Below are 22,376 nucleotides of genomic sequence, written 5' to 3'. Positions count from 1 at the left end.
ATCGTTACGTCTGCTACCAGTTTTTTCGAGTGCTTATCTGCCAGATGCGCAATAAAGAAGCAAAGCATCCCGCTTAATACAAACCATATCCCCATAGATTCTCTCCTTATCTATTGATGCTGCTAAACAAGACAACTGTTAGCAACACTTCCAATCCCTGGTTGTTGGATGAAGCCCTGAATAACCGCCCATCCATTGTATAAAAACAAATTAAATATAGATCATCCGTTTGCTAATCAAGCAGACTGTCTTTCAGAAATCTTCTTAAACTTTGCCAGGAAGTTGTACATTGGTCTCATACAGGGATGAGGGTATCCCTCCCGCATGAAAACAACGCGCCTCTCATCAACGCTGATTATTGTTACCAGTGTGCCACGGTCGTCTTTATAACGTTGCTGAGGGCTCGGAAAAATCGTTCGAGTTAAACATACAACACAATATACATTTGAAAAAAAACCACCTCACAGGAGGTGGAGGTCAACGCATGAAAAATATTTTATTATTATTGGTCGTATCGCCTACCACATGTGATAAGCGTTACAGGGTTGAGGTGTCGGGTGCCTCCCGAAACATATTGCCTGCCTCAAGATCTAATATGTCAATGGCCTTCGGCTGAAGCTGTCCTAGCCATCCCGCACTTGGGAACACCTCAAAATTATGCCGAGCTTGGTGCCGACTACCGGAAGCAAACGGCTGACCCCACTGATTATAAGTCAATCGCTCTAGCCAACTGAGCTAGAGTCGGCATTAATTGGTTCCTCAGGGCCAGGCTTGACCGAGCAATAAAAGTCATCCCCTTCGGAACCGGAAGGCATAATAACGGAGAAAAAATTCACTCCCACACAAAAAACCCGAAAATCCTTAAAGATAAGTAAAGATATGTTTTGCTTTTGCTTAATTTAAGCCCTAAACAAAAATCAAGGTATGTTGTCTGAGTCCTCAGCGCACAAATCATCACAATCCAGGCGCATTGCAACATCCTCCCAGACGCTATTACCTACACTTAGAGAGGCTCTTCACAAACACGCCCAAAGGGCGATTTACGGGTACAATCTCAATCCAATAACTGATATCTGTATCAATCAAAAAATAAATTAAAGATATTTTCGACAAATTAGTGTAATGTGAACGTTCATTTACTCAGGAAAAAGCCTATGTCAGAACGTAAAGACTCTAAATCACGCCGTAATTATCTTGTCAAATGCGCCTGCCCGAACTGCACCCAACATTCTGAACACAGTTTTTCGAGAGTACAAAAAGGTGCTCTGTTAATCTGCCCTCATTGTAATAAGTTATTCCAGACAACCCTCAGCGCTGCATAACAAATAAATTTTAACGTATTCATGCCACATATAATAGCCACAACTATTATGTGAGATTATCTTATTAAAGATAATAAAAAACCCGCTGCATGCGGGTTTAATATTTTCAACTTTAATTAATTTCAATTGTGACTTTTTCGGAACAGCCGCTCCCTTACGCACGTTTTGTAAGGACAGCAGCTAGCTTCTGCGGTTCGACTATTCGAGCAGAAAAGTTGCACGTCACAACAACGGTCAGCGTACTTTCTCCTTCAGGAGATATGATGAAATATGCTCACCGTTATCATGAAATGCCGGATCAGTAAGAATTTAATTCAACTAACCCAACAATACATCCATTATTTCTGTCAATATGACCACTCAGGCATTAGCCTTCTTCGTTATCGCATAGAGACAATTTTTTGGATTTTTACTCTGTGGTAACTACGTTAGCAGCAACCGGACCTTTAGAACCATTCTCAATAGAGAATGTTACTTTTTGTCCTTCAAACAGGGTGCGATAATTATCACTCTGGATAGCAGAGAAATGAACAAACACATCTTTACTGCCATCAACAGGCGAGATAAATCCGAAACCCTTATCAGCATTAAACCATTTTACTAAACCAGTCATCATTATTAGACATATTTTTTATTCCTTAATTTTGAGCCTTTCGGCATAGATGGTTTTATTACAGAAACTACTTCGTGCTTAGTGGAGAGACTCAAAGAAGGGATAAATATATAATACCTGAAATGAGAACTGCTTTAATAAACTACCTTGTACACGTCTGTTCTTCAAACCGACGCAATCATTAACGCATGGGCATACATATTAATCAATGTTTATTTTAGCCGTCCAGGTCCCCTTACAGCCCAGGAAGTATTTCTGCGTTATTTTTAAGCACGTGTATAGTGCACCGTGTTTCAAACATTAAGGAATTTGTTTGTCCCGTAAAATGACAGGAATTGTCAAAACCTTTGACTGCAAAAGCGGTAAAGGTCTTATCACCCCCTCCGATGGCCGCATAGACGTACAGCTTCACATTTCAGCACTAAGCCTCCGCGATTCAGAAGCACTCATTCCCGGGTTGCGCGTTGAGTTTTGTCGAATAAATGGCCTTCGTGGTCCTTCGGCAGCGAACGTTTATCTCTCATGACTTGAAATGCCACCTTTACTTTTGGTAATCATTAAGCAGAGCTTCAGAACAAGGATAGTTTACATGAATCAGACTGTCTATCTCAGCAACTGACTGACTGGTCTTAAGAGCTTATGCAGTACTATAGCAATGACTATGCTGCTATTTATTTAGCCTAAAGATCATCGAGTACTGAAGCCCCTATCTTATAACAGGGGCAAAATATAAAAGACTCAACGCATTGCTTTTGCATCCAGAATGTTGATATGAACGCTTATCCTGAATGCCATAATCAAGCATGACGTTCCGCCATCCCCGCCATGCAACAGCGCGACCTTTGCCAACATCTCACATTCGCTGTAAGTAATTGTTTTCAATGATTAAGAACAGCTGAATAACAACTACTCTTAACACCTTACATCAAAAAATGCGGACCGCACTAGTGCTTTTTTTATGGTTTTCTACGCAAACAATCGGATCCATCTCCAGCCGAAGATCCAGCATAGACAAACATCCCTCGACGAATCCTTCCGCTAATTGCATTTCTATCCGGATCTGTTTTTTTTCACATTCTTATGTCGCTTTGCCATACCCCTCTTGGACACTCTGAGAACGTAATGAGCCACTAACAGTTCATAATCGTAATGACTCCTCTTACGAAGCCTGGCCAAGCAACTTTCAATAATCAGTCCGTCATCATCACAACATTGAGGGCGAGCTTTGTTTGTATAAGGCAATAGACCTTTAAAGCCAGGCTGCAATTGAGGATTAGTTAATGCGATGTGAATCACTCGCAGCCCAGGCTCCCCATAAATCTAAAACCTTCTGTATATCACGCATTATTCTTCCCCACTTACGCCAGCACGCCAATTGCCAACGCACGATCGATAAAACGAAATATCAGCTCCAGTTGGGAGCCATACTTTTCTTCAAATGCCACGGTGTCCGCATGTAGCTCGTTGTGATGCTTTCTGCACAAAGGCAACACAAAGAGGTCATGCGCTTTTTGTACCCACTCCCCCCTGACCGTGGCCTATCAGGTGATGAGGATCATCGGCGGGCTTTCCACAACATGCACACGGCTGTGTCTTAACCCAGCGCGTGTACTTCTCGTTAACCCATCGACGGCGTTTGGGGCGCAGCATAAAAGACTCCGGTGATTCCGGGGTCAACCTTAAGCGCGGAGCACCTTTTTCACTTTGTCATGGACAATGCTGGTGGCCGGGACCGAGGGAACCAGGTCACTTTCACGGGTTACCGATTGGACTACTGGCTCTGGCATTCTCAGGGCCTTACAGGCTGCGCTTTCCGGCAGAACATCAGCCAGTTCATAACGAACCAGCCACCAGCACAGCTCCGGTAGCGTAACGACATGGTTATCATCAAAACCGAGATCCCGGCGAACAACAGACAGCACCCAGCGTGCACAGTTATCCGTTGCCATTGATTCCAGCCGTTCGTTGAACTGATCGCGCAGCTGGTTATCGCAATGCCAGCACAAGCGGATCGCCCCCGGAGCGTGGCGCATTGTTGTTACGTGTTCGCTGTGCCAGTCAGAATGAGGCCACTGACAACCTTTTTCCCGAAGTAACCAGCTTTCAAGGCTCTCTACTCCACCAGCACGACGAATAACAGATTCATTGCGGAAAACATCCCGAATACCGGGATCTTCCGCTAATGGTTGTGATGACGCCGGAACGACGCCACTGGCAAAAGATGAATAACGTTCCGGCTCTGGCTCCAGCAGGACACGCCCCTGCATAAACAGGGGCATCAACTCGGAACCTGGCCTGAACAATACGATCCCCATTCGTGGGGCAATTTCAGGAGTCAGTAACGCTCTCACGGCCACCTCAATGAACGGTCTCAAGCAGCTTTAACAGCTCAGGGAATCTGGACTCGAAGAAATGCGGCTGAGTCTCGCGCGGGTTTGCCGGACTGGTGATGTTCTTGCCGAACATGCAGCCCTTCGCCGTAAGTGACCAAAATTTTTTAATGCCGTTGATTCCTGTTCGTGCTGTATCGCTCACGATGTTACAACAATCCCCAGCTTCGCCAACTGGTAGATATACACCTGGTTTGCCGTTATGCGAATAGCCGAGAATGGCGCAAGTCGTAAGGTCTGTATTGATCGATGTGTTTAAGGAAGCACAACATTATGGCGAAGTTCCACCAGGGTATAACCCTGCTCTTGCGACGAAGCAACCCAGAAGGGAAATTACCCGTCAACGCCTCAGCCTAGAAGAATGGCAAAAAATCTTTGATATCGCAGATGCCAGTCATCGTTATATGGGGAATGCCATGCTGTTAGCACTGGTTACTGGCCAGCTGTTAGGTGATATCTCGCGTATGAAATTTAGTGATATTTGGGATGATCATCTCCATGTCATTCAGGAAAGACCGGGAGCAAAATCGCAATTCCTCTTTCTCTTCACCTCAATGCGATTAACTGGAGTTTACGCGATGTAGTAACCCGCTGCCGTGACTATGCAGTCAGTCCATACTTAGTACATTTTTTTCCGTTCAACTTCACAAGCAGAGCGCGGAGCACAGGTTAAAGCCAATACATTGACGATGAATTTTAGTAAAGCGAGAGATTTAGCAAGAATTGACTGGAGCAAAGGTTCGCCCGCAACATTCCATGAACAACGATCTTTATCTGAACGTCTATATAAAGAACAGGGGGTAGATACACAAAAACTACTTGGCCATAAAACACAACGGCAAACTGACCGTTATCATGACGATCGAGGCAAAGGGTGGAACAAAGTAGCGTTGTGAAATTTAAACGTTTCACCGCCATCTTGATTTTCTCAACACACATGAAAAAGATCCAAACGGTCCGCTTGGAGCAAGGAGCAGCCCTTTGACTTATATAGTAAAAAACTGTATGCAATAAGTTTTTAAAGTTAACGAAATTCATATATGAGATGCCATAAAATTGAAATAGCCATCCATATATGATTTAAAAATGGATGGCACTATTAATTAACGGATTTATTAGAATCAAATCTCAAATGAAAGGGTGACGGTGAAAACACCATATTTTATATTACTTATATCACACGTGTATTCAGAATTGAATCTGATAGAAACACCATGGTATGCGCATATATTTTTAACTATATATAGACCCAATCCTTGTCCTTCTGTTTTTTTTATTAATGTATTATCACATCTAAACCCCCTATCAGTAAGGCGCATTAAATCTTTTGAATCAACAAAAGGACCAATGGATGTGATAACTACATCTAGTTTAGACTGGGAACCGTCTAGGGAGTCAAAATATACATTTATTTCATTATCTTTGGGTGAATATTTTATAGCGTTATCCAATATTAAAAATGGAACTATATCGAATGAGTTCATAGCTCTTATTGTAAAGGTGGAGTTACCATTGAACTGTAAATCTACCTTTTTTTTATAACATTTACTTTTTAATATTTTCCTTGCCTTATCGAATTTTTTATACACTACAGCATTAAACTTAGCACCATTACCAACTTGTCCATTAGCTAATTCCATATCACTGTATACAATTCTAGGAGAAACCATAGTGAGTGAATGATGTATTGTTAATGCTGCATTTTCTATCCTCTCTTTAGTTTCTCCCCTAGATATAAGATTATTTAGATCCTCTGAGAAAGACAGTGACTCCATAGCTAGCCTTCCAATATCATGTTTCAATTCTTCAAGAATTAGAACTTTACGTGATAAATCTTCAACTTTATTATTTAGAAAATCAATTTCAACTGATTTTTCTTTATGAAAGTTTTCAACTTCCCTCTTGAAAGACTCTTTTAATCTTTCAATTCTATTATAGTTAATCCCAGCCATGTCAATCCTTTATGCTTTTTATTATCTCTCGCAAAGACGTCGTTACGAATATGCTTATAATATCTTTAGTTGAGCTATCCAATCCACTTGACTGATTTGCATCAGTTAACAAGGAATCATTTTTTTTCAGAATTGACAATATATAAGCTTGCTCCAACTTAAAGACATCATAAAGCTCAACATTAGAATCAATGAGTTTTTGCCTTATTCTTACCCATCTTGTTTTAGGATCAGAAACTATAGCTATAGCCCGATCTAATACCTCTGTCCATTGTTCTACAGAACTAACCTTTGGCATTGCAATGTCAGCTTTGTTTATATAAGACTGATAGGAAAATTCAAAGGACTTTGTGCTGTAAGCTATAATGTACTTATCTGGATATCTTTTCCTTATTTCGCTAACAACAAACGCCCCTTCAGCTTTAGCACCGAAAGCTTTACCGACTCCTTCTATGTCACAAACAACTATAGGATACGATTCTATTTTTTTTAAATTATCAATATCACCGACTTCGTGTATTGAAAAACCTGCAACCTTTAACTTTTCCGCACTTAGAAATGACTGATCGTCAATCACCGCAATGTCGCAGTTCCTTCTAAGAGAGTCATTATTTTTTACAGTTACAGCTATATCACTAAGTTTATGTACTACATCCTTTTTTTTTCTGTTAAACATTCCTATTCTCCTTAAGAATTTAAAAAGAAAAAAGCCACTAACGTTCACAAATTCTCCAAAATCAAAAATTGCTTAGTAAACACGCAACTGTTGACAGTACACTTTGCCAGCATCAGGATTACGGTAATGTTTTAGTCCGTTTTTGATTTTTCCAAAAATTACCGATACACACCAATGAATTTTGGCATTATGGCACGTAAATTTAAAGAGGGGCTGATTGACGCAGAATCCCACCAATTTTAGGGGGGGTGTAGAGTAGCAGCAAAGAATCAGTAAGGGCATGAGTAAGGCCAAAGTCATTCTGGCTTGTAAGACTGGGTCATAGGTCACCAGACAACGTATTTCACCTCTCAGTTGAAATCAAGCGTGAGCGATGTTCGTTTGCAGTGCTCCATAACTGATAAAACATGACGTTATATAAACTCTATTTTAATGAGTAGGGCTAGAGCAGCGGACTTCAGGGGATAATAAAAAATATAAATTTTTCCTTTGCATCAAAAGAGATGGTTGCTTAACATGATTTACCGTCAAACTCACTAATTAGAGTTTCTTTTTATGTTCTACATATAGGCTGAGGTTTTTATGTCTTTAGAATTATATTGATTTAGTATGATTGCAACCAAAAAATTCATGCTTAAAGAAATTAAGTTTGACCAAGAAAACGATAGTTTTTATTTGAGTAACTTTCTCACTTCTCAAGGAAAAGTCTGTATGGCCATCTTTGTTAGAAGAAGCATCTCAAAATGATGATGCCTGGCTTGAGCAAGAAATCTTAAATAGAGGGTTGCTTGCTACCCATTATCCCCGAAGAAAGCCTAATAGCACTGAGATGATACAGGCTAAAGTCCCCCACAATGCTGCTCAAACTTTAGCTGGAGGAGAATTCAATCGTTTATATGCCCGAGGACTAAGTGCGCGAGCAAAAGCAGAAGGAATTGAATTCGTTGAAGCTTATCGAGCAAGACATTCAGAAAACCCTCGCGCTGAATCTCAAGCTATAATTGGGAAAAAATTCCGACCGGAAGCAATTCTTGAAGATTTACGTAATAACCCTGGCGTAGATACGGCATTAGGCGTACCTCACTGGCCCTAACTCCGGCATAACAATTAAACTTGTTTTGTAAAAAAATAATGAGAGGCACTTTCGGAGTTTAAATCCTTAAGTGCTTTGATGAGAATCGTCTCCAACGTTTATTAACGCGATCTTAGTTTAAAGGCACGTAAAGACCTCACTCATCAACGAGTGTCCCAAGCTTTAATCATAAAAAGCTATGGTATGCCTAGTTGAAACCTAACGATAGAACTACCGTCTGCCCCCCCAAAACTACTAGGGGGGTTTTGATAACTCTGTTTTGATAAAATTTTGATAACCGTTAGCAGACTAACAAAAAACAACGGGCGTGTTATACGCCCGTTACAGTTTTTAACACATGCAGAAATTACATGTTTTCGATGATCGCGTCACCAAACTCGCTACATTTCAGCAGCTTAGCGCCGTCCATCAGACGTTCGAAATCGTAAGTTACGGTCTTGGCGTTGATCGCGCCTTCCATACCTCTTAACAATTAATCAGCCGCTTCGGTCCAACCCATGTGGCGCAGCATCATCTCGGCAGACAGAATAATTGAACCCGGGTTCACTTTATCCTGACCTGCATATTTCGGTGCAGTACCGTGGGTAGCTTCAAACAGTGCACATTCGTCACCGATTGTTTGCCCCCCGGCCGCGATACCAATACCGCCAACCTGAGCGGCCAGAAGCATCGGAGATGTAGTCACCGTTCAGGTTCATACACGCGATAACGTCATACTCAGCCGGAACGCAGCAGGATCTGCTGCAGGAACGCATCGGGCGATCACGTCCTTTAACCACGATCTCTTTGCCGGTGTTCGGGTTCTTGATTTTAACCCACGGGCCGCCATCGATCAGTTCGCCGCCGAACTCTTCACGCGCTAACTGGTAACCCCAGCCCTCTTGAACGCGCCTTCGTGAACTTCATGATGTTGCCTTTGTGCACCAGGGTCAGAGAATCGCGATCGTTAGTGATTGCGTATTCAATCGCCGCACGCACCAGACGTTTCGTTCCTTCTTCGGAGCACGGTTTGATACCAATGCCACAATGTTCCGGGAAGCGAATTTTCTTCACGCCCATCTCTTCACGCAGGAATTTAATCACTTTCTCTGCATCAGCAGAGTCAGCTTTCCATTCGATACCCGCGTAGATGTCTTCAGAGTTTTCACGGAAGATGACCATGTCGGTCAGTTCAGGATGTTTAACCGGGCTTGGGGTGCCCTGATAATAACGAACCGGGCGCAGACAGACGTACAGGTCAAGTTCCTGACGCAGCCCTGCTAACGTTCAGAGAAGCGAATACCGCCACCGACCGGGGTCGTCAGGGGACCTTTAATGGCGACGCGGTAATCACGAATCAGATCCAGGGTTCTCAGTCGCAGCCCAGACGTCCTTGACCGTAAACCTGGGTGGATTTCTACAACGGGTGTAGATTTCCATCCAGGAGATTTTACGCTCTCCCTTTATAGGCTTTCTCGACTGCAGCCATTCACAACTATTGATCATCGGAGGGGTTACATCAACACCGATGCCGTCGCCTTCAATGAATGGGATAATCGGATTGTGCGGCACGTTCAGTTTGCCGTTTTGCAGGGTGATCTTTTTGCCTTCAGCCGGAACAACTACTTTACTTTCCATTCACCTCTCCTTCGAGCGCTTCTGGTTTGCTCGTCTGTCATCACGCTGCATGTGCAATTGCGTCCTGCTACACGGATGCGTTAGAGCAATTTTTTGTTAATGTTTTGTAATGAGCGTGTCAATACTACCCTATTGTTTGTCGCCATGAAAGACACTCGTTATTAGGCTATAATGCGTCAATTGATAAGGCCTGAAAATACCATGCAAAAAACATCTTTTAGAAATCACCGCCTTGAGCGATTCAGCTCACGACAAACCACCAGGCAGCGCAAAGAAAACCAGCCAAAACGCGTGGTTTTGTTCAATAAACCTTACGATGTTTTGCCGCAATTTACCGATGAAGCGGGCCGCAGCACGTTGAAAGATTTTATTCCCGTGCAGGGTGTCTATGCCGCTGGCCGTCTCGACAGGGACAGCGAAGGGCTTCTGGTGCTCACCAACGACGGTGCATTGCAGGCACGACTCACGCAGCCAGGCAAACGTACCGGCAAAATTTATTATGTGCAGGTTGAGGGGGAGCCAGACAGTGAAGCGCTGAACGCCCTGCGTAACGGCATCACGCTGAATGATGGTCCTACCCTACCCGCAGGGGTGGATATTGTGGCTGAACCGGAGTGGCTGTGGCCAAGAAACCCGCCGATTCGCGAACGCAAAAACATTCCTACCACCTGGCTTAAAATCACGTTATATGAAGGGCGTAATCGCCAGGTTCGCCGAATGACCGCCCATGTCGGGCATCCGACGCTGCGGTTGATCCGCTACGCTATGGGCGACTATACGCTCGACGGACTGGCGAACGGCGAATGGCGGGAACATCCGTCGTCGCAAAGTGTCTGACGAAGCACATTACCCAACATCATCATGGAAGAAGAATTATGGATACCCGTGTTATCGCCGCGTTAGTGTTATCAGCAGTATCGCCATTTTGCGTTGCAAAGCAGGACTGCGAAGCCATTGCGGGCGATAGCGCAGGTGCGGCGGAATATCTTTATGAAACCGCCGAGGTGAAAACGAACTCTCGACTGCATTTCTATTCTGCGCCGCACGAGGAGTGCCGACTCCCCGCCCATTTGATCAACGGCGACACGGTGGAAGTCCTGAGAAGCCAGCGAATCGCGCAATCAAAAGATGCCCCCATCCAGACTTTCCGCTACGTCCGTTATCGTGATGCTAAAGGCTTGTTTGCGACCGGATGGGTCACCGCAGAAGGTCTGGCTCCCGTGGCGAATCCCTTGCCTGTAAATGAAACCTGTCAACAGTGGGCGAATAAAGCAATGCCCGGGCGAATCAGGAACGCACCGGCGAAGGATAACCATTACCGGGTTCAGGGTAGCGGACGCGCCTCTTTTTATACGATGCCGGATGAACAGTGTCGCAGTACCTCCCTATTCCTGATCCCCGGCGACGTTGTTTCCGCACAAGAACAATCAGAAGATGATTTTCTTGAAGTGACGTATTACACCGTCGATCGCCGCATCGTGCGCGGCTGGTTAAAAAAATCGCAGCTGCAGCCTGTCAACAGCGGTGATCGTTATCGCGATGATATCAATCCGTTATCTACGGACAAGGCGACACGGATTGCCACGCTCAATTTGCGTCACGACTATCAATGTATCTTTTATGAGAGCTGGAACGCTAAAAAGGCCATCGAGATTATCGTGCGCGAAGACCACCAGGCCGCGTTGTGCCGTGGGGGCGCCGATCCAGCAACCTCCCCTCCAACGGCCTACATTAGTATTGATAAGACCAGCGGCGAGATTAGCTGGCCAGATGTCGCTGAAGGATTTGAAGAAGAATAAAGAGGTCACCGATGTTTAAACCGCACGTCACCGTTGCCTGCATTGTGCATGCAGAGAACAAATTTTTAGTCGTTGAGGAAACCATCAACGGCAAAGCGCTATGGAACCAGCCCGCCGGACATCTGGAAGCGGATGAGACATTAGCAGAAGCCGTTGCGCGTGAACTGTGGGAAGAGACCGGCATCAGCGCGCAGCCTCAGCACTTTATTCGTATGCACCAGTGGATAGCCCCCGATAAAACGCCGTTCTTACGTTTTCTGTTTTGCATTGAGCTTGCCAATATGTGCGATACCGAACCCCATGACAGCGATATAGATTGCTGCCACTGGGTGAGCGCACAAGAGATACTCAATGCGCCAAACCTGCGTTCTCCGCTGGTTGCCGAGAGTGTGCGCTGTTACCAGAGCGGGCAACGTTATCCACTGGCGATGATCGGTGAATTTAACTGGCCGTTTACAGAGGGTGTCAAGTAAATGGCTGCGTGATAGAATATGCCGCCTTGAAGTTCAATGTCGTGAGTATTCCAATGTCTGAAAGCCCCAAAAAAAAGTGATCGTCGGCATGTCCCGGCGGTGTCGATTCCTCCGTTTCTGCCTGGCTGTTGCTGCAACAGGGTTATCAGGTAGAAGGCCTGTTCATGAAGAACTGGGAAGAGGACGACGGTGAGGAATATTGCACAGCGGGCCGCCGATCTTGCGGATGCTCAGGCCGTCTGCGATAAGCTCGGCATTGAACTGCATACCGTAAACTTTGCCGCAGAATATCTGGGACAACGTTTTTCGAACTCTTTCCTCGAAGAGTACAAAGCCGGTCGTACGCCGAACCCGGATATTCCTGTGCAATAAAGAAATCAAATTTAAAGCCTTCCTCGAATTTGCCGCTGAAGATTTAGGTGCCGATTACATCGCCACCGGTCACTACGTGCGCCGTGCCGATGTAGACGGTAAAAGCCGCCTGCTGCGTGGCCTTGACGGCAATAAAGACCAGAGCTATTTCCTCTATACGCTCGGCCATGAGCAGATCGCGCAAAGTCTGTTTCCTGTAGGTGAACTTGAGAAACCGCAGGTACGCAAAATTGCCGAAGATCTGGGGCTCATCACCGCGAAGAAAAAAGATTCCACCGGTATTTGCTTTATCGGTGAACGTAAATTCCGTGAATTCTTAGGTCGTTACCTCCCGGCGCAACCGGGCAAAATCATCACTGTTGACGGCGACGAAATTGGCCAGCATCAGGGGTTGATGTACCACACCCTTGGCCAGCGCAAAGGTCTGGGGATTGGCGGAACCAAAGAAGGTTCTGAAGAATCCAGTGGTATGTCGTCGACAAAGATGTTGAGAACAACATTCTGGTTGTTGCTCAGGGTCATGAACACCCGCGTCTGATGTCTGTCGGGCTGATCGCGCAACAATTGCACTGGGTTGATCGCGAGCCGTTCAGCGGAACCCTGCGCTGCACGGTGAAAACCCGTTACCGTCAAACCGACATCCCTTGCACCGTTAACGCCCTGGACGACGATCGCATTGAAGTTGTCTTCGATGAGCCGGTTGCCGCCGTTACGCCGGGTCAGTCAGCGGTCTTTTACATGGGTGAAGTGTGTCTCGGCGGCGGCATTATCGAGCAGCGCCTGCCCCTGCCGGTATAATTATTCTCTTAGACTGATACAAGGAAGCAGTGATCGTGGCAAAGAATTTTTATGACATCACCCTCGCGCTGGCCGGTATTTGCCAGTCGGCACGCCTGGTGCAAGAACTGGCGCACCAGGGACACTGTGATGCCGATGCGCTACACGTTTCACTGAACAGCGTCATCGATATGAACCCCAGCTCAACGCTGGGCGTGTTCGGTGGCAGCGAGGCCAATCTGCGCCTCGGACTGGAGACCCTGCTCGGCGTGCTCAACGCCAGCAGCCGTCAGGGCTTAAACGCAGAACTCACCCGTTACACCCTGAGCCTGATGGTGCTGGAGCGCAAACTGTCGGCAGCAAAAGGGGCGATGGATACGCTGGGTGAACGAATTAACGGTTTACAGCGCCAGCTCGACCATTTTGATTTGCAGTCGGAAACGCTGATGAGCGCCATGGCGGGCATCTATGTTGACGTCATTAGCCCTCTGGGGCCGCGCATTCAGGTGACCGGTTCTCCTGCTGTTCTGCAAAGTCCTCAGGTTCAGGCAAAAGTTCGCGCCTCTCTCCTTGCAGGTATCCGTGCAGCCGTGCTCTGGCATCAGGTTGGCGGAGGCCGTCTGCAACTCATGTTTTCTCGCAATCGTCTGACCACTCAGGCCAAACAAATTCTTGCTCATTTAACCCCGGAGTTATGATCTATGGAATTATCCTCACTGACCGCCGTTTCCCCTGTCGATGGACGCTACGGCGATAAAGTCAGCGCGCTGCGCGGGATTTTCAGCGAATACGGTTTGCTGAAATTCCGTGTACAAGTTGAAGTACGCTGGCTGCAGAAACTGGCCGCGCACGCAGCGATCAAGGAAGTTCCTGCTTTTGCTGCCGACGCAAACGGTTTCCTTGATACCATCGTGGCGAACTTCAATGAAGATGATGCCACTCGCATCAAAACCATTGAGCGCACGACAAACCACGACGTGAAGGCAGTAGAGTATTTCCTGAAAGAAAAAGTGGCCGGAAACCCGGAACTGCATGCGGTTTCTGAATTCATCCACTTCGCCTGCACCTCTGAAGACATCAACAACCTGTCTCACGCATTGATGCTGAAAACCGCCCGTGATGAAGTGATCCTTCCGTACTGGCGTCAACTGATTGATGGCATTAAAGATCTGGCAGTGCAGTATCGCGATATTCCGCTGCTGTCGCGCACCCACGGTCAGCCAGCCACGCCGTCGACCATCGGTAAAGAGATGGCTAACGTGGCGTACCGTATGGAGCGCCAGTTCCGCCAGTTAAATCAGGTAGAAATTCTCGGTAAAATCAACGGTGCGGTCGGCAACTATAACGCGCACATCGCCGCGTACCCGGAGGTTGACTGGCACCAGTTCAGCGAAGAGTTTGTCACTTCGCTGGGGATCCAGTGGAACCCGTACACCACGCAGATCGAGCCGCATGATTACATCGCCGAGCTGTTTGATTGCATTGCCCGCTTTAACACCATTCTGATCGACTTTGACCGTGATGTCTGGGGTTACGTTGCCCTCAATCACTTCAAACAGAAAACTATCGCCGGTGAAATTGGTTCCTCTACCATGCCGCACAAGGTTAACCCGATTGACTTTGAAAACTCCGAAGGCAACCTGGGCCTGTCTAACGCGGTACTGCAACATCTGGCGAGCAAACTGCCGGTATCCCGCTGGCAGCGTGACCTGACGGACTCTACCGTACTGCGTAACCTGGGTGTCGGTATCGGCTATGCGCTGATCGCCTACCAGTCCACCCTGAAAGGCGTGAGCAAACTGGAAGTGAACCGCGATCGTCTGCTGGACGAACTGGATCACAACTGGGAAGTGCTGGCGGAGCCGATCCAGACCGTCATGCGTCGTTACGGCATTGAAAAACCGTATGAGAAACTGAAAGAACTGACCCCGCGGTAAACGCGTTGATGCCGAAGGCATGAAGCAGTTTATCGACGGTCTGGCACTGCCGGAAGAAGAGAAAGTTCGCCTGAAAGCCATGACCCCGGCTAACTACAATTGGTCGCGCCATCACCATGGTTGACGAGCTGAAGTAAATACCTTGCCCGGTGGCGCTAACGCTTACCGGGCCTACGATCGCGTAGGCCGGATAAGGCGCTCGCGCCGCCATCCGGCACTTCCCACTCCCCGGTTTACTAAATGTTTATCCCCACAACAACATAATCAGCGTTAGACTATTCATACCATTTACTTAGGGAGAAAAGAGAATGCGCGTACTGGTTGTTGAGGATAATGCATTGTTACGCCACCACCTGAAGGTTCAACTGCAGGATTTAGGGCACCAGGTGGATGACGCAGAAGACGCAAAGGAAGCCGATTATTACCTTAACGAACATCTGCCTGATATTGCGATTGTCGATTTAGGTCTCCCGGACGAAGATGGGCTTTCTCTTATCCGCCGCTGGCGCAGCAGTGAGGTTTCTCTGCCCGTCCTCGTATTAACCGCGCGTGAAGGCTGGCAGGACAAAGTCGAAGTGCTCAGTGCCGGGGCTGACGACTACGTGACCAAACCCTTTCATATTGAAGAGGTGATGGCGCGTATGCAGGCATTGATGCGCCGCAACAGCGGCCTGGCGTCCCAGGTCATTTCACTCCCCCCTTTCCAGGTCGATCTCTCCCGCCGCGAGCTGTCGGTCAATGACGAAGTGATTAAACTGACGGCGTTTGAGTACACCATTATGGAAACGCTGATCCGCAATAGCGGCAAAGTCGTCAGTAAAGATTCTTTGATGCTGCAGCTTTATCCGGATGCCGAACTCCGCGAAAGTCATACTATCGATGTACTCATGGGGCGTCTGCGCAAAAAAATCCAGGCCCAGTACCCCTAACCGACGTGATCACCACCGTGCGTGGTCAGGGATATCTTTTCGAACTGCGCTAATGAATAAATTACTGCGTCACTTTTTTCCCCTGTCGCTGCGGGTCCGTTTTTTACTGGCGACGGCGGGCGTTGTGCTGGTCCTTTCCCTGGCTTACGGCATGGTGGCGCTGGTCGGTTACAGCGTGAGCTTCGATAAGACAACCTTCCGCCTGCTGCGCGGCGAAAGCAATCTTTTCTATACCCTCGCAAAATGGGAAAACGACAAACTTCAGGTAGAACTCCCTGAACATCTCGATATGCAAAGCCCAACCATGTCGTTGATTTATGACGAGAACGGTAAACTGTTATGGGCGCAGCGCGACGTGCCATGGCTGGTCAAACGGGTTCACGCTGACTGGCTGAAAACCAATGGCTTCCACGAAATTGAGGCCAATGTCGGACGCCACCAGCGCATTGCTGAGTGACGATCATTCTGTCCAGCAGCAACTTAAAGAAGTGCGGGAGGATGACGACGATGCTGAAATGACCCACTCGGTGGCAGTGAATGTTTACCCTGCTACCGCGCGCATGCCGCAGCTCACTATCGTCGTTGTTGATACTATTCCAATAGAGCTGAAAACGCTCTTATATGGTGTGGAGTTGGTTTATCTATGTTGCTGGCTGCCAACCTGCTGTTAGTGATTCCCCTGCTCTGGGTCGCCGCCTGGTGGAGCCTGCGCCCTATTGAGGCGCTGGCGCGAGAAGTGCGTGAGCTGGAAGATCATCACCGCGAAATGCTTAACCCTGAAACGACGCGCGAACTAACCAGCCTTGTGCGTAACCTCAACCGACTGCTGAAAAGTGAGCGCGAACGTTACGACAAATATCGCACGACCCTGACCGACCTCACACACAGCCTGAAAACCCCGCTGGCGGTGCTGCAAAGTACACTGCGTTCCCTGCGCAGCGAAAAGATGAGCGTTAACGAAGCCGAACCGGTGATTGCTGGAACAAATCAGCCGTATTTCGCAACAGATCGGTTATTACCTGCACCGCGCCAGCATGCGCGGCAGCGGTGTTTTGCTCAGCCGCGAACTGCATCCTGTCGCACCGCTCCTCGATAATCTGACCTCTGCCCTGAATAAGGTTTACCAGCGTAAAGGGGTCAATATCAGTCTCGATATCTCGCCAGAAATCAGTTTTGTCGGTGAACAGAACGACTTTGTCGAAGTGATGGGCAACGTGCTGGATAATGCCTGTAAATACTGCCTTGAGTTCGTCGAAATCTCCGCCCGTCAGACCGACGATCATCTGCATATTTTGGTTGAGGATGACGGACCGGGGATCCCGCACAGTAAGCGCGCGCTGGTCTTTGATCGTGGCCAGCGTGTTGATACCCTGCGACCCGGGCAAGGCGTCGGACTGGCGGTAGCACGTGAAATTACCGAGCAATATGACGGGCAAATTATCGCCAACGACAGTCTGCTGGGTGGTGCGCGCATGGAGGTTATTTTCGGTCGCCAGCATCCAGGCCAGAAAGACGAATAACGCGGCATGTAATATTTGTGTATATAGTTCACCGCATCGGGTTACGCATCCGTTATAATCGGTGTCAGATACCAGCCTGCGGATACTCAATATGGAATACCAATTAACCCTCAACTGGCCCGAATTTCTCGAACGCCACTGGCAAAAACGTCCGGTGGTGTTGAAGCGTGGGTTCACCAACTTTATTGATCCGCTCTCTCCTGACGAACTGGCGGGACTGGCAATGGAAAGTGAAGTCGACAGCCGTCTTGTCAGTCATCAGGACGGCAAATGGCAGGTGAGCCACGGTCCCTTCGAAAGCTACGACCATCTCGGCGAGAACAACTGGTCGCTGCTGGTACAGGCCGTAAACCACTGGCATGAACCGACCGCCGCGCTGATGCGCCCTTTCCGTGCATTACCTGACTGGCGTATCGACGACCTGATGGTCTCTTTTTCCGTTCCCGGCGGCGGCGTAGGCCCCCATCTGGATCAGTATGATGTCTTTATTATTCAGGGAACTGGCCGTCGTCGCTGGCGGGTGGGCGAAAAACTGCAGATGAAGCAGCATTGCCCGCATCCCGATCTGTTACAGGTTGATCCTTTCGACGCCATTATTGATGAGAGACTGGAGCCTGGCGATATTCTGTATATTCCACCAGGATTCCCACACGAGGGTTATGCGCTGGAAAATGCCATGAACTACTCCGTCGGGTTCCGCGCGCCAAACGCCCGCGAACTGATCAGCGGTTTTGCCGATTATGTTCTGCAGCGTGAACTGGGAAGCACGTATTACAGCGACCCCGATATGCCGCCTCGCGATCACCCTGCCGACGTTCTGCCGCAGGAGATGGATACACTGCGCGAAATGATGCTCGGGTTAATCAATCAGCCGGAGCATTTCAAACAGTGGTTTGGTGAGTTTATTTCCCAGTCTCGCCACGAGCTGGACATCGCGCCGCCAGAGCCGCCGTATCAGCCCGATGAGATTTATGATGCTCTGAAGCAAGGCGATGTGCTGGTTCGTCTTGGCGGATTGCGTGTACTGCGCATTGGTGACGATATATACGCAAACGGCGAGAAGATTGATTCCCCACACCGTCCGGCACTGGAAGCGCTCGCCAGCCATATCGTGCTGACCGCCGAAAACTTTGAGGACGCGCTGGACGATCCGTCGTTCCTTGCGATGCTGGCCGCGTTGGTCAACAGCGGATACTGGTTCTTCGAAGGGTAATTATTGCGTTAGTTGCCGGATAAGGCGTAAGCCACCATCCGGCATCTACCAATACCCATTACTTTTGCTTTGCCGTCAGTTCTGCGATACGCACAATCACCTGCACCGCTTTTTCCATCCCTTCCAGCGTCACAAACTCATGCTTGCCATGATAGTTGTAACCCCCGGTGAAAATATTCGGACACGGTAATCCCATGAACGACAGCTGCGCCCCATCGGTACCGCCGCGAATCGGTTTCATTACCGGCTCTATGTCACAATCACGCATTGCCTGCTGAGCGATATTCAGAATATGTGGATGCATCAACAACCTTTTCGTGCATGTTGTAATAACTGTCTTCGATCACCAGCTCAATGTAGCAGTCCGGATGCAGCCCCTTGCCGACCTTCTTGGCTATATCCATGATTTTACGCTTACGCGCTTCAAACTGCTTGCGGTCAAAATCGCGAATAATGTAGTGCATATCGGCCCGATCAACGGTGCCTTTCATGCTGGCAAGATGATAAAAACCTTCGTAACCGTCTGTGGTTTCAGGACTTTCATCCGCCGGAACTTCCGCATGAATTCGCGCAGCCAACGACAACGCATTCACCATCACGCCTTTTGCGGTGCCCGGATGCACGTTGTTACCCACGATTTTGATATTGACGGAGGCAGCGTTGAAGTTCTCAAACTCCAGCTCGCCAACGCCGCCACCATCAACGGTGTAGGCCCATTGCGCATTAAAGGCGGCGACATCGAAGTGTTTCGCCCCTTTGCCAACCTCTTCATCCGGCGTGAAAGCGACACGAATATCGCCGTGCGGAATCTCTTTTTGTTTCAGTACCGCCAGTGCGGTCATGATTTCCGCCACACCCGCTTTATCATCCGCGCCGAGCAGCGTTTTACCGTCAGTGGTGATCAGCGTTTGCCCCAGCAGTTGGTGCAACACCGGGAACATCACCGGCGATAACACTTCATCTCCAATGCCCAACGCGATGTCGCCACCGCGATAGTTTTCCACAATCTGCGGATTCACGTTTTTGCCACTGAAATCCGGTGAGGTATCCACATGGGAAATAAAACCGATGGCAGGAATATCACCAGGGACATTGGCTGGCAGCGTCGCCATCACGGTCCCTTTATCACTTAACGTAACGTCAACCAGCCCCATCTCTTCGAGCTGTTGTTTGAGTAACTGTAATAGCTTCCACTGTCCCTCGGTGCTGGGAACTTGTCGTACACCCGGTTTTGACTGGGTATCCAACGACACATAGTGCAAAAAACGCTCAAGTAGTTTATCCATGCAGTCACCCTCACTTTTTGTGACAACATTATCAATAAGCCAGAAAAGACAAATATTGCGTCAGGTCACTTTTATCCCGTAAACGAGAATATTTCGCTCCGCTGCCCTCCCTGAATATAAAGCTAACCCCGCAATTCGCACAAGGATTGGCGCATTTCAGTGGTTTGCCGTTAGAATAACCGCCCTCTTTAAGAGTCCACCAAGGTGGTCCAACCCACAAACCCCGCATCGGGTCAGCCATCCGTTGCGTCCTACATGGGACAGAGTAAAAAAATTGAATAAACAACCGCGTTCGCTTTCACCGCTGGTGCAATTGGCGGGAATTCGCAAAAGTTTTGATGGCAAAGAGGTCATTTCTAACCTGAATTTGACCATTAACAATGGTGAATTTCTCACGCTACTTGGCCCCTCTGGCTGCGGTAAAAACAACCGTTCTACGCCTGATAGCCGGTCTGGAAAATGTGGATTCCGGTCATATCATGCTGGATAACCAGGTACATTACCGATGTTCGGCAGAAAACCGCTATGTACACACGGTGTTCCAAAGTTATGCGTTATTCCCTCACATGACGGTGTTTGAAAATGTGGCTTTCGGGTTACGCATGCAGAAAACCCCCGCCGCCGAAATCACGCCCCGCGTTAACGACGCGCTGCGCATGGTGCAACTCGAAGAATTTGCCCAGCGTAAACCCCATCAACTCTCCGGCGGACAACAACAACGCGTGGCGATCGCCCGTGCCGTGGTGAATAAACCGCGTTTGCTTCTGCTGGACGAATCGCTTTCTGCGCTGGATTACAAGTTGCGCAAGCAGATGCAGAACGAACTGAAAGCGTTGCAGCGTAAACTCGGCATCACTTTTGTGTTCGTCACCCACGATCAAGAAGAAGCGTTGACCATGTCTGACCGTATCGTGGTGATGCGCGACGGCGTTATTGAACAGGACGGCACCCCGCGCGAAATTTACGAAGAACCGAAAAACCTCTTCGTGGGCCGGTTTTATCGGCGAGAATCAATATGTTTAACGCACCGTGATCGAGCGTCTTGACGAGCAGCGCGTTCGTGCGAATGTGGAAGGTCGCGAATGCAACATTTACGTCAATTTTGCCGTTATTCCAGGGCAAAAGTTACATGTCTTGCTGCGCCCGGAAGATCTGCGCGTTGATGAAATCAATGACGATAACCATATTGAGGGACTGATTGGTTACGTTCGCGAGCGCAACTACAAAGGGATGACGCTGGAATCTGTCGTCGAGCTGGAAAACCGCAAAATGGTGATGGTGAGCGAATTCTTCAATGAAGACGATCCGGATTTTGATCACTCGCTCGACCAAAAGATGGCCATTAATTGGGTAGAAAGCTGGGAGGTCGTACTGGCTGATGAAGAACACGAGTAAGTTCCAGAATATGGTGATTGTCACCATCGTCGGTTGGCTTGTGTTGTTTGTCTTTTTGCCCAACCTGATGATCATTGGTACCAGTTTTTTGACCCGTGATGACGCCAACTTCGTCAAAATGGTCTTTACGCTGGAAAACTATGCGCGTCTGCTCGATCCGCTCTATTTTGAGGTGCTGCTGCACTCGCTCAATATGGCGTTGATTGCCACCCTCGCCTGTCTGGTACTCGGTTATCCGTTCGCCTGGTTTCTGGCAAAATTGCCGGAAAAAGTCCGTCCGCTATTGCTGTTCTTGCTGATCGTCCCCTTCTGGACAAACTCACTGATCCGCATCTACGGGCTGAAAATTTTCCTTAGCACCAAAGGCTATCTCAACGAGTTCCTGCTCTGGCTGGGCGTTATCGACACCCCGATTCGCATCATGTTTACCCCCAGCGCGGTCATTATTGGTCTGGTCTATATCCTGTTGCCGTTTATGGTGATGCCGCTCTACTCCAGCATTGAAAAGCTGGATAAGCCGCTGTTAGAAGCGGCGCGTGATTTGGGTGCCAACAAGTTGCAGACCTTTATCCGCATTATCCTTCCGCTGACCATGCCGGGGATCATCGCGGGCTGTCTGCTGGTGATGCTGCCAGCGATGGGACTGTTCTATGTCTCAGACCTGATGGGCGGCGCAAAAAACCTGCTGATTGGTAACGTCATTAAGGTGCAGTTCCTGAACATCCGCGACTGGCCGTTTGGCGCGGCCACCAGCATTACGCTGACCATTGTGATGGGGCTGATGCTGCTGGTTTACTGGCGTGCATCGCGTCTGCTGAACAGAAAAGCAAGCGAGCTCGGCGATTAAACCGCCACGTTCATTGCATTAACGATGGCAAAAACCGGCACCGTAAGGTCGCCGGTTTTTTATTATTTACTCGCCTTCTATTACCACTCTGACTTGCCGTGCAGCATTTTAATATTGCCAAGGTTTCATCTGAAAATTTTATGCAATATTGCACACAGACGCAGA

The 22,376-nt window shown here is 48.2% G+C and carries 13 protein-coding genes, 1 tRNA gene and 11 pseudogenes; 15 read left to right on the top strand and 10 right to left on the bottom strand.

The genetic code is table 11. The features are described from left to right. Window positions 1–236: 236 nt before the first annotated feature. Window positions 237–413: a DUF4222 domain-containing protein gene (locus P2W74_RS10290; RefSeq protein WP_276295167.1), complete on the bottom strand. Its 177-nt coding sequence runs from the start codon at window positions 411–413 to the stop codon at window positions 237–239. 254 nt (window positions 414–667) lie between these two features. Continuing rightward, window positions 668–746 (bottom strand) — tRNA-Ile (locus P2W74_RS10285). A 408-nt stretch (window positions 747–1,154) separates the two neighbouring features. Between P2W74_RS10285 and P2W74_RS10280 the strand changes: the two genes are divergently transcribed. After that, a complete protein-coding gene (locus tag P2W74_RS10280; RefSeq protein ID WP_276294855.1) occupies window positions 1,155–1,322 on the top strand; it encodes a YnfU family zinc-binding protein in 168 nt (55 codons plus the stop codon). Window positions 1,323–1,731: 409 nt separating this feature from the next. Here P2W74_RS10280 and P2W74_RS10275 read toward each other — a convergent pair whose 3' ends face one another. Then, complete coding sequence (locus tag P2W74_RS10275; RefSeq protein ID WP_276294854.1) at window positions 1,732–1,938, bottom strand: cold shock domain-containing protein; 207 nt, start codon at window positions 1,936–1,938, stop codon at window positions 1,732–1,734. Window positions 1,939–2,248: 310 nt separating this feature from the next. Here P2W74_RS10275 and cspF point away from each other — a divergent pair, with 310 nt between their 5' ends. Then, entirely contained in the window at window positions 2,249–2,461 is a 213-nt protein-coding gene (gene cspF, locus P2W74_RS10270; RefSeq protein WP_075261945.1) for a cold shock-like protein CspF, read from the top strand. A 399-nt stretch (window positions 2,462–2,860) separates the two neighbouring features. Here cspF and P2W74_RS10265 read toward each other — a convergent pair. The 3 pseudogenes from P2W74_RS10265 to P2W74_RS10255 form a co-directional block, all read right to left on the bottom strand. Next, window positions 2,861–3,280, bottom strand: a pseudogene (locus P2W74_RS10265) (antiterminator Q family protein). 13 nt (window positions 3,281–3,293) lie between these two features. Next, window positions 3,294–4,286: pseudogene (locus tag P2W74_RS10260) on the bottom strand (DUF968 domain-containing protein). A gap of 7 nt (window positions 4,287–4,293) precedes the next feature. Continuing rightward, a pseudogene (locus P2W74_RS10255) lies at window positions 4,294–4,535 on the bottom strand (KilA-N domain-containing protein); the annotation flags it as partial. Window positions 4,536–4,537: 2 nt separating this feature from the next. Between P2W74_RS10255 and P2W74_RS10250 the strand changes: the two are divergent. Continuing rightward, a pseudogene (locus P2W74_RS10250) lies at window positions 4,538–5,221 on the top strand (tyrosine-type recombinase/integrase); the annotation flags it as partial. Between the two features lie 225 nt (window positions 5,222–5,446). On the opposite strand, the gene P2W74_RS10245 reads toward P2W74_RS10250, so the two are convergent. Together P2W74_RS10245 and P2W74_RS10240 are read right to left on the bottom strand one after the other, a co-directional pair. Then, window positions 5,447–6,277 (bottom strand): ATP-binding protein, encoded by an 831-nt coding sequence (locus tag P2W74_RS10245; protein ID WP_276294853.1) that lies wholly within the window; start codon window positions 6,275–6,277, stop codon window positions 5,447–5,449. 1 nt (window position 6,278) lies between these two features. Next, entirely contained in the window at window positions 6,279–6,953 is a 675-nt protein-coding gene (locus P2W74_RS10240) for a hypothetical protein (RefSeq protein WP_276294852.1), read from the bottom strand. 721 nt (window positions 6,954–7,674) lie between these two features. Between P2W74_RS10240 and P2W74_RS10235 the strand changes: the two genes are divergently transcribed. Further along, complete coding sequence (locus P2W74_RS10235; protein ID WP_276294851.1) at window positions 7,675–8,046, top strand: hypothetical protein; 372 nt, start codon at window positions 7,675–7,677, stop codon at window positions 8,044–8,046. A 346-nt stretch (window positions 8,047–8,392) separates the two neighbouring features. Here the strand turns inward: P2W74_RS10235 and icd are convergent. Then, a pseudogene (gene icd / locus P2W74_RS10230) lies at window positions 8,393–9,663 on the bottom strand (NADP-dependent isocitrate dehydrogenase). Window positions 9,664–9,834: 171 nt separating this feature from the next. On the opposite strand from icd, the gene rluE reads away from it, so the two are divergent. From rluE to roxA, 9 genes and pseudogenes are all read left to right on the top strand, one after another. Further along, the gene (rluE, locus tag P2W74_RS10225) at window positions 9,835–10,500 is read left to right on the top strand and encodes a 23S rRNA pseudouridine(2457) synthase RluE (protein WP_276294850.1); all 666 of its coding nucleotides are present in this window, start codon (window positions 9,835–9,837) and stop codon (window positions 10,498–10,500) included. A gap of 38 nt (window positions 10,501–10,538) precedes the next feature. Beyond that, the gene (locus tag P2W74_RS10220) at window positions 10,539–11,462 is read left to right on the top strand and encodes a hypothetical protein (protein ID WP_276294849.1); all 924 of its coding nucleotides are present in this window, start codon (window positions 10,539–10,541) and stop codon (window positions 11,460–11,462) included. Window positions 11,463–11,473: 11 nt separating this feature from the next. Further along, on the top strand, window positions 11,474–11,935 hold the full coding sequence (locus P2W74_RS10215) for an NUDIX hydrolase (protein ID WP_276294848.1): 462 nt from the start codon (window positions 11,474–11,476) through the stop codon (window positions 11,933–11,935). An 88-nt stretch (window positions 11,936–12,023) separates the two neighbouring features. Next, window positions 12,024–13,105 (top strand): annotated as a pseudogene (gene mnmA / locus P2W74_RS10210) (tRNA 2-thiouridine(34) synthase MnmA). A 35-nt stretch (window positions 13,106–13,140) separates the two neighbouring features. Next, window positions 13,141–13,782: a high frequency lysogenization protein HflD gene (hflD, locus tag P2W74_RS10205; protein ID WP_162380591.1), complete on the top strand. Its 642-nt coding sequence runs from the start codon at window positions 13,141–13,143 to the stop codon at window positions 13,780–13,782. A gap of 3 nt (window positions 13,783–13,785) precedes the next feature. Beyond that, window positions 13,786–15,158, top strand: a pseudogene (gene purB / locus P2W74_RS10200) (adenylosuccinate lyase). 171 nt (window positions 15,159–15,329) lie between these two features. Continuing rightward, window positions 15,330–16,003: pseudogene (phoP, locus tag P2W74_RS10195) on the top strand (two-component system response regulator PhoP). Then, window positions 16,003–17,470 (top strand): annotated as a pseudogene (phoQ, locus tag P2W74_RS10190) (two-component system sensor histidine kinase PhoQ). The pseudogenes phoP and phoQ overlap by 1 nt, the downstream one beginning before the upstream one ends. A gap of 91 nt (window positions 17,471–17,561) precedes the next feature. Continuing rightward, on the top strand, window positions 17,562–18,683 hold the full coding sequence (roxA, locus tag P2W74_RS10185; protein WP_276294847.1) for a [50S ribosomal protein L16]-arginine 3-hydroxylase: 1,122 nt from the start codon (window positions 17,562–17,564) through the stop codon (window positions 18,681–18,683). Between the two features lie 58 nt (window positions 18,684–18,741). On the opposite strand, the pseudogene pepT reads toward roxA, so the two are convergent. Next, a pseudogene (gene pepT / locus P2W74_RS10180) lies at window positions 18,742–19,969 on the bottom strand (peptidase T). 244 nt (window positions 19,970–20,213) lie between these two features. Here pepT and potA point away from each other — a divergent pair. Both potA and potB read left to right on the top strand, forming a co-directional pair. Beyond that, a pseudogene (gene potA, locus P2W74_RS10175) lies at window positions 20,214–21,364 on the top strand (spermidine/putrescine ABC transporter ATP-binding protein PotA). Next, window positions 21,348–22,211 (top strand): spermidine/putrescine ABC transporter permease PotB, encoded by an 864-nt coding sequence (gene potB, locus P2W74_RS10170; RefSeq protein ID WP_276294846.1) that lies wholly within the window; start codon window positions 21,348–21,350, stop codon window positions 22,209–22,211. Before potA ends, potB begins: the two are co-directional and overlap by 17 nt. The last annotated feature ends 165 nt before the right edge of the window (window positions 22,212–22,376 follow it).

This window comes from Citrobacter enshiensis (assembly GCF_029338175.1).
Taxonomy (GTDB): Bacteria; Pseudomonadota; Gammaproteobacteria; order Enterobacterales; family Enterobacteriaceae; genus Citrobacter_D; species Citrobacter_D enshiensis.
The sequence above is the reverse complement of the archived record's forward strand: the minus strand, read 5'-3'. Positions and strand labels throughout refer to the sequence as shown.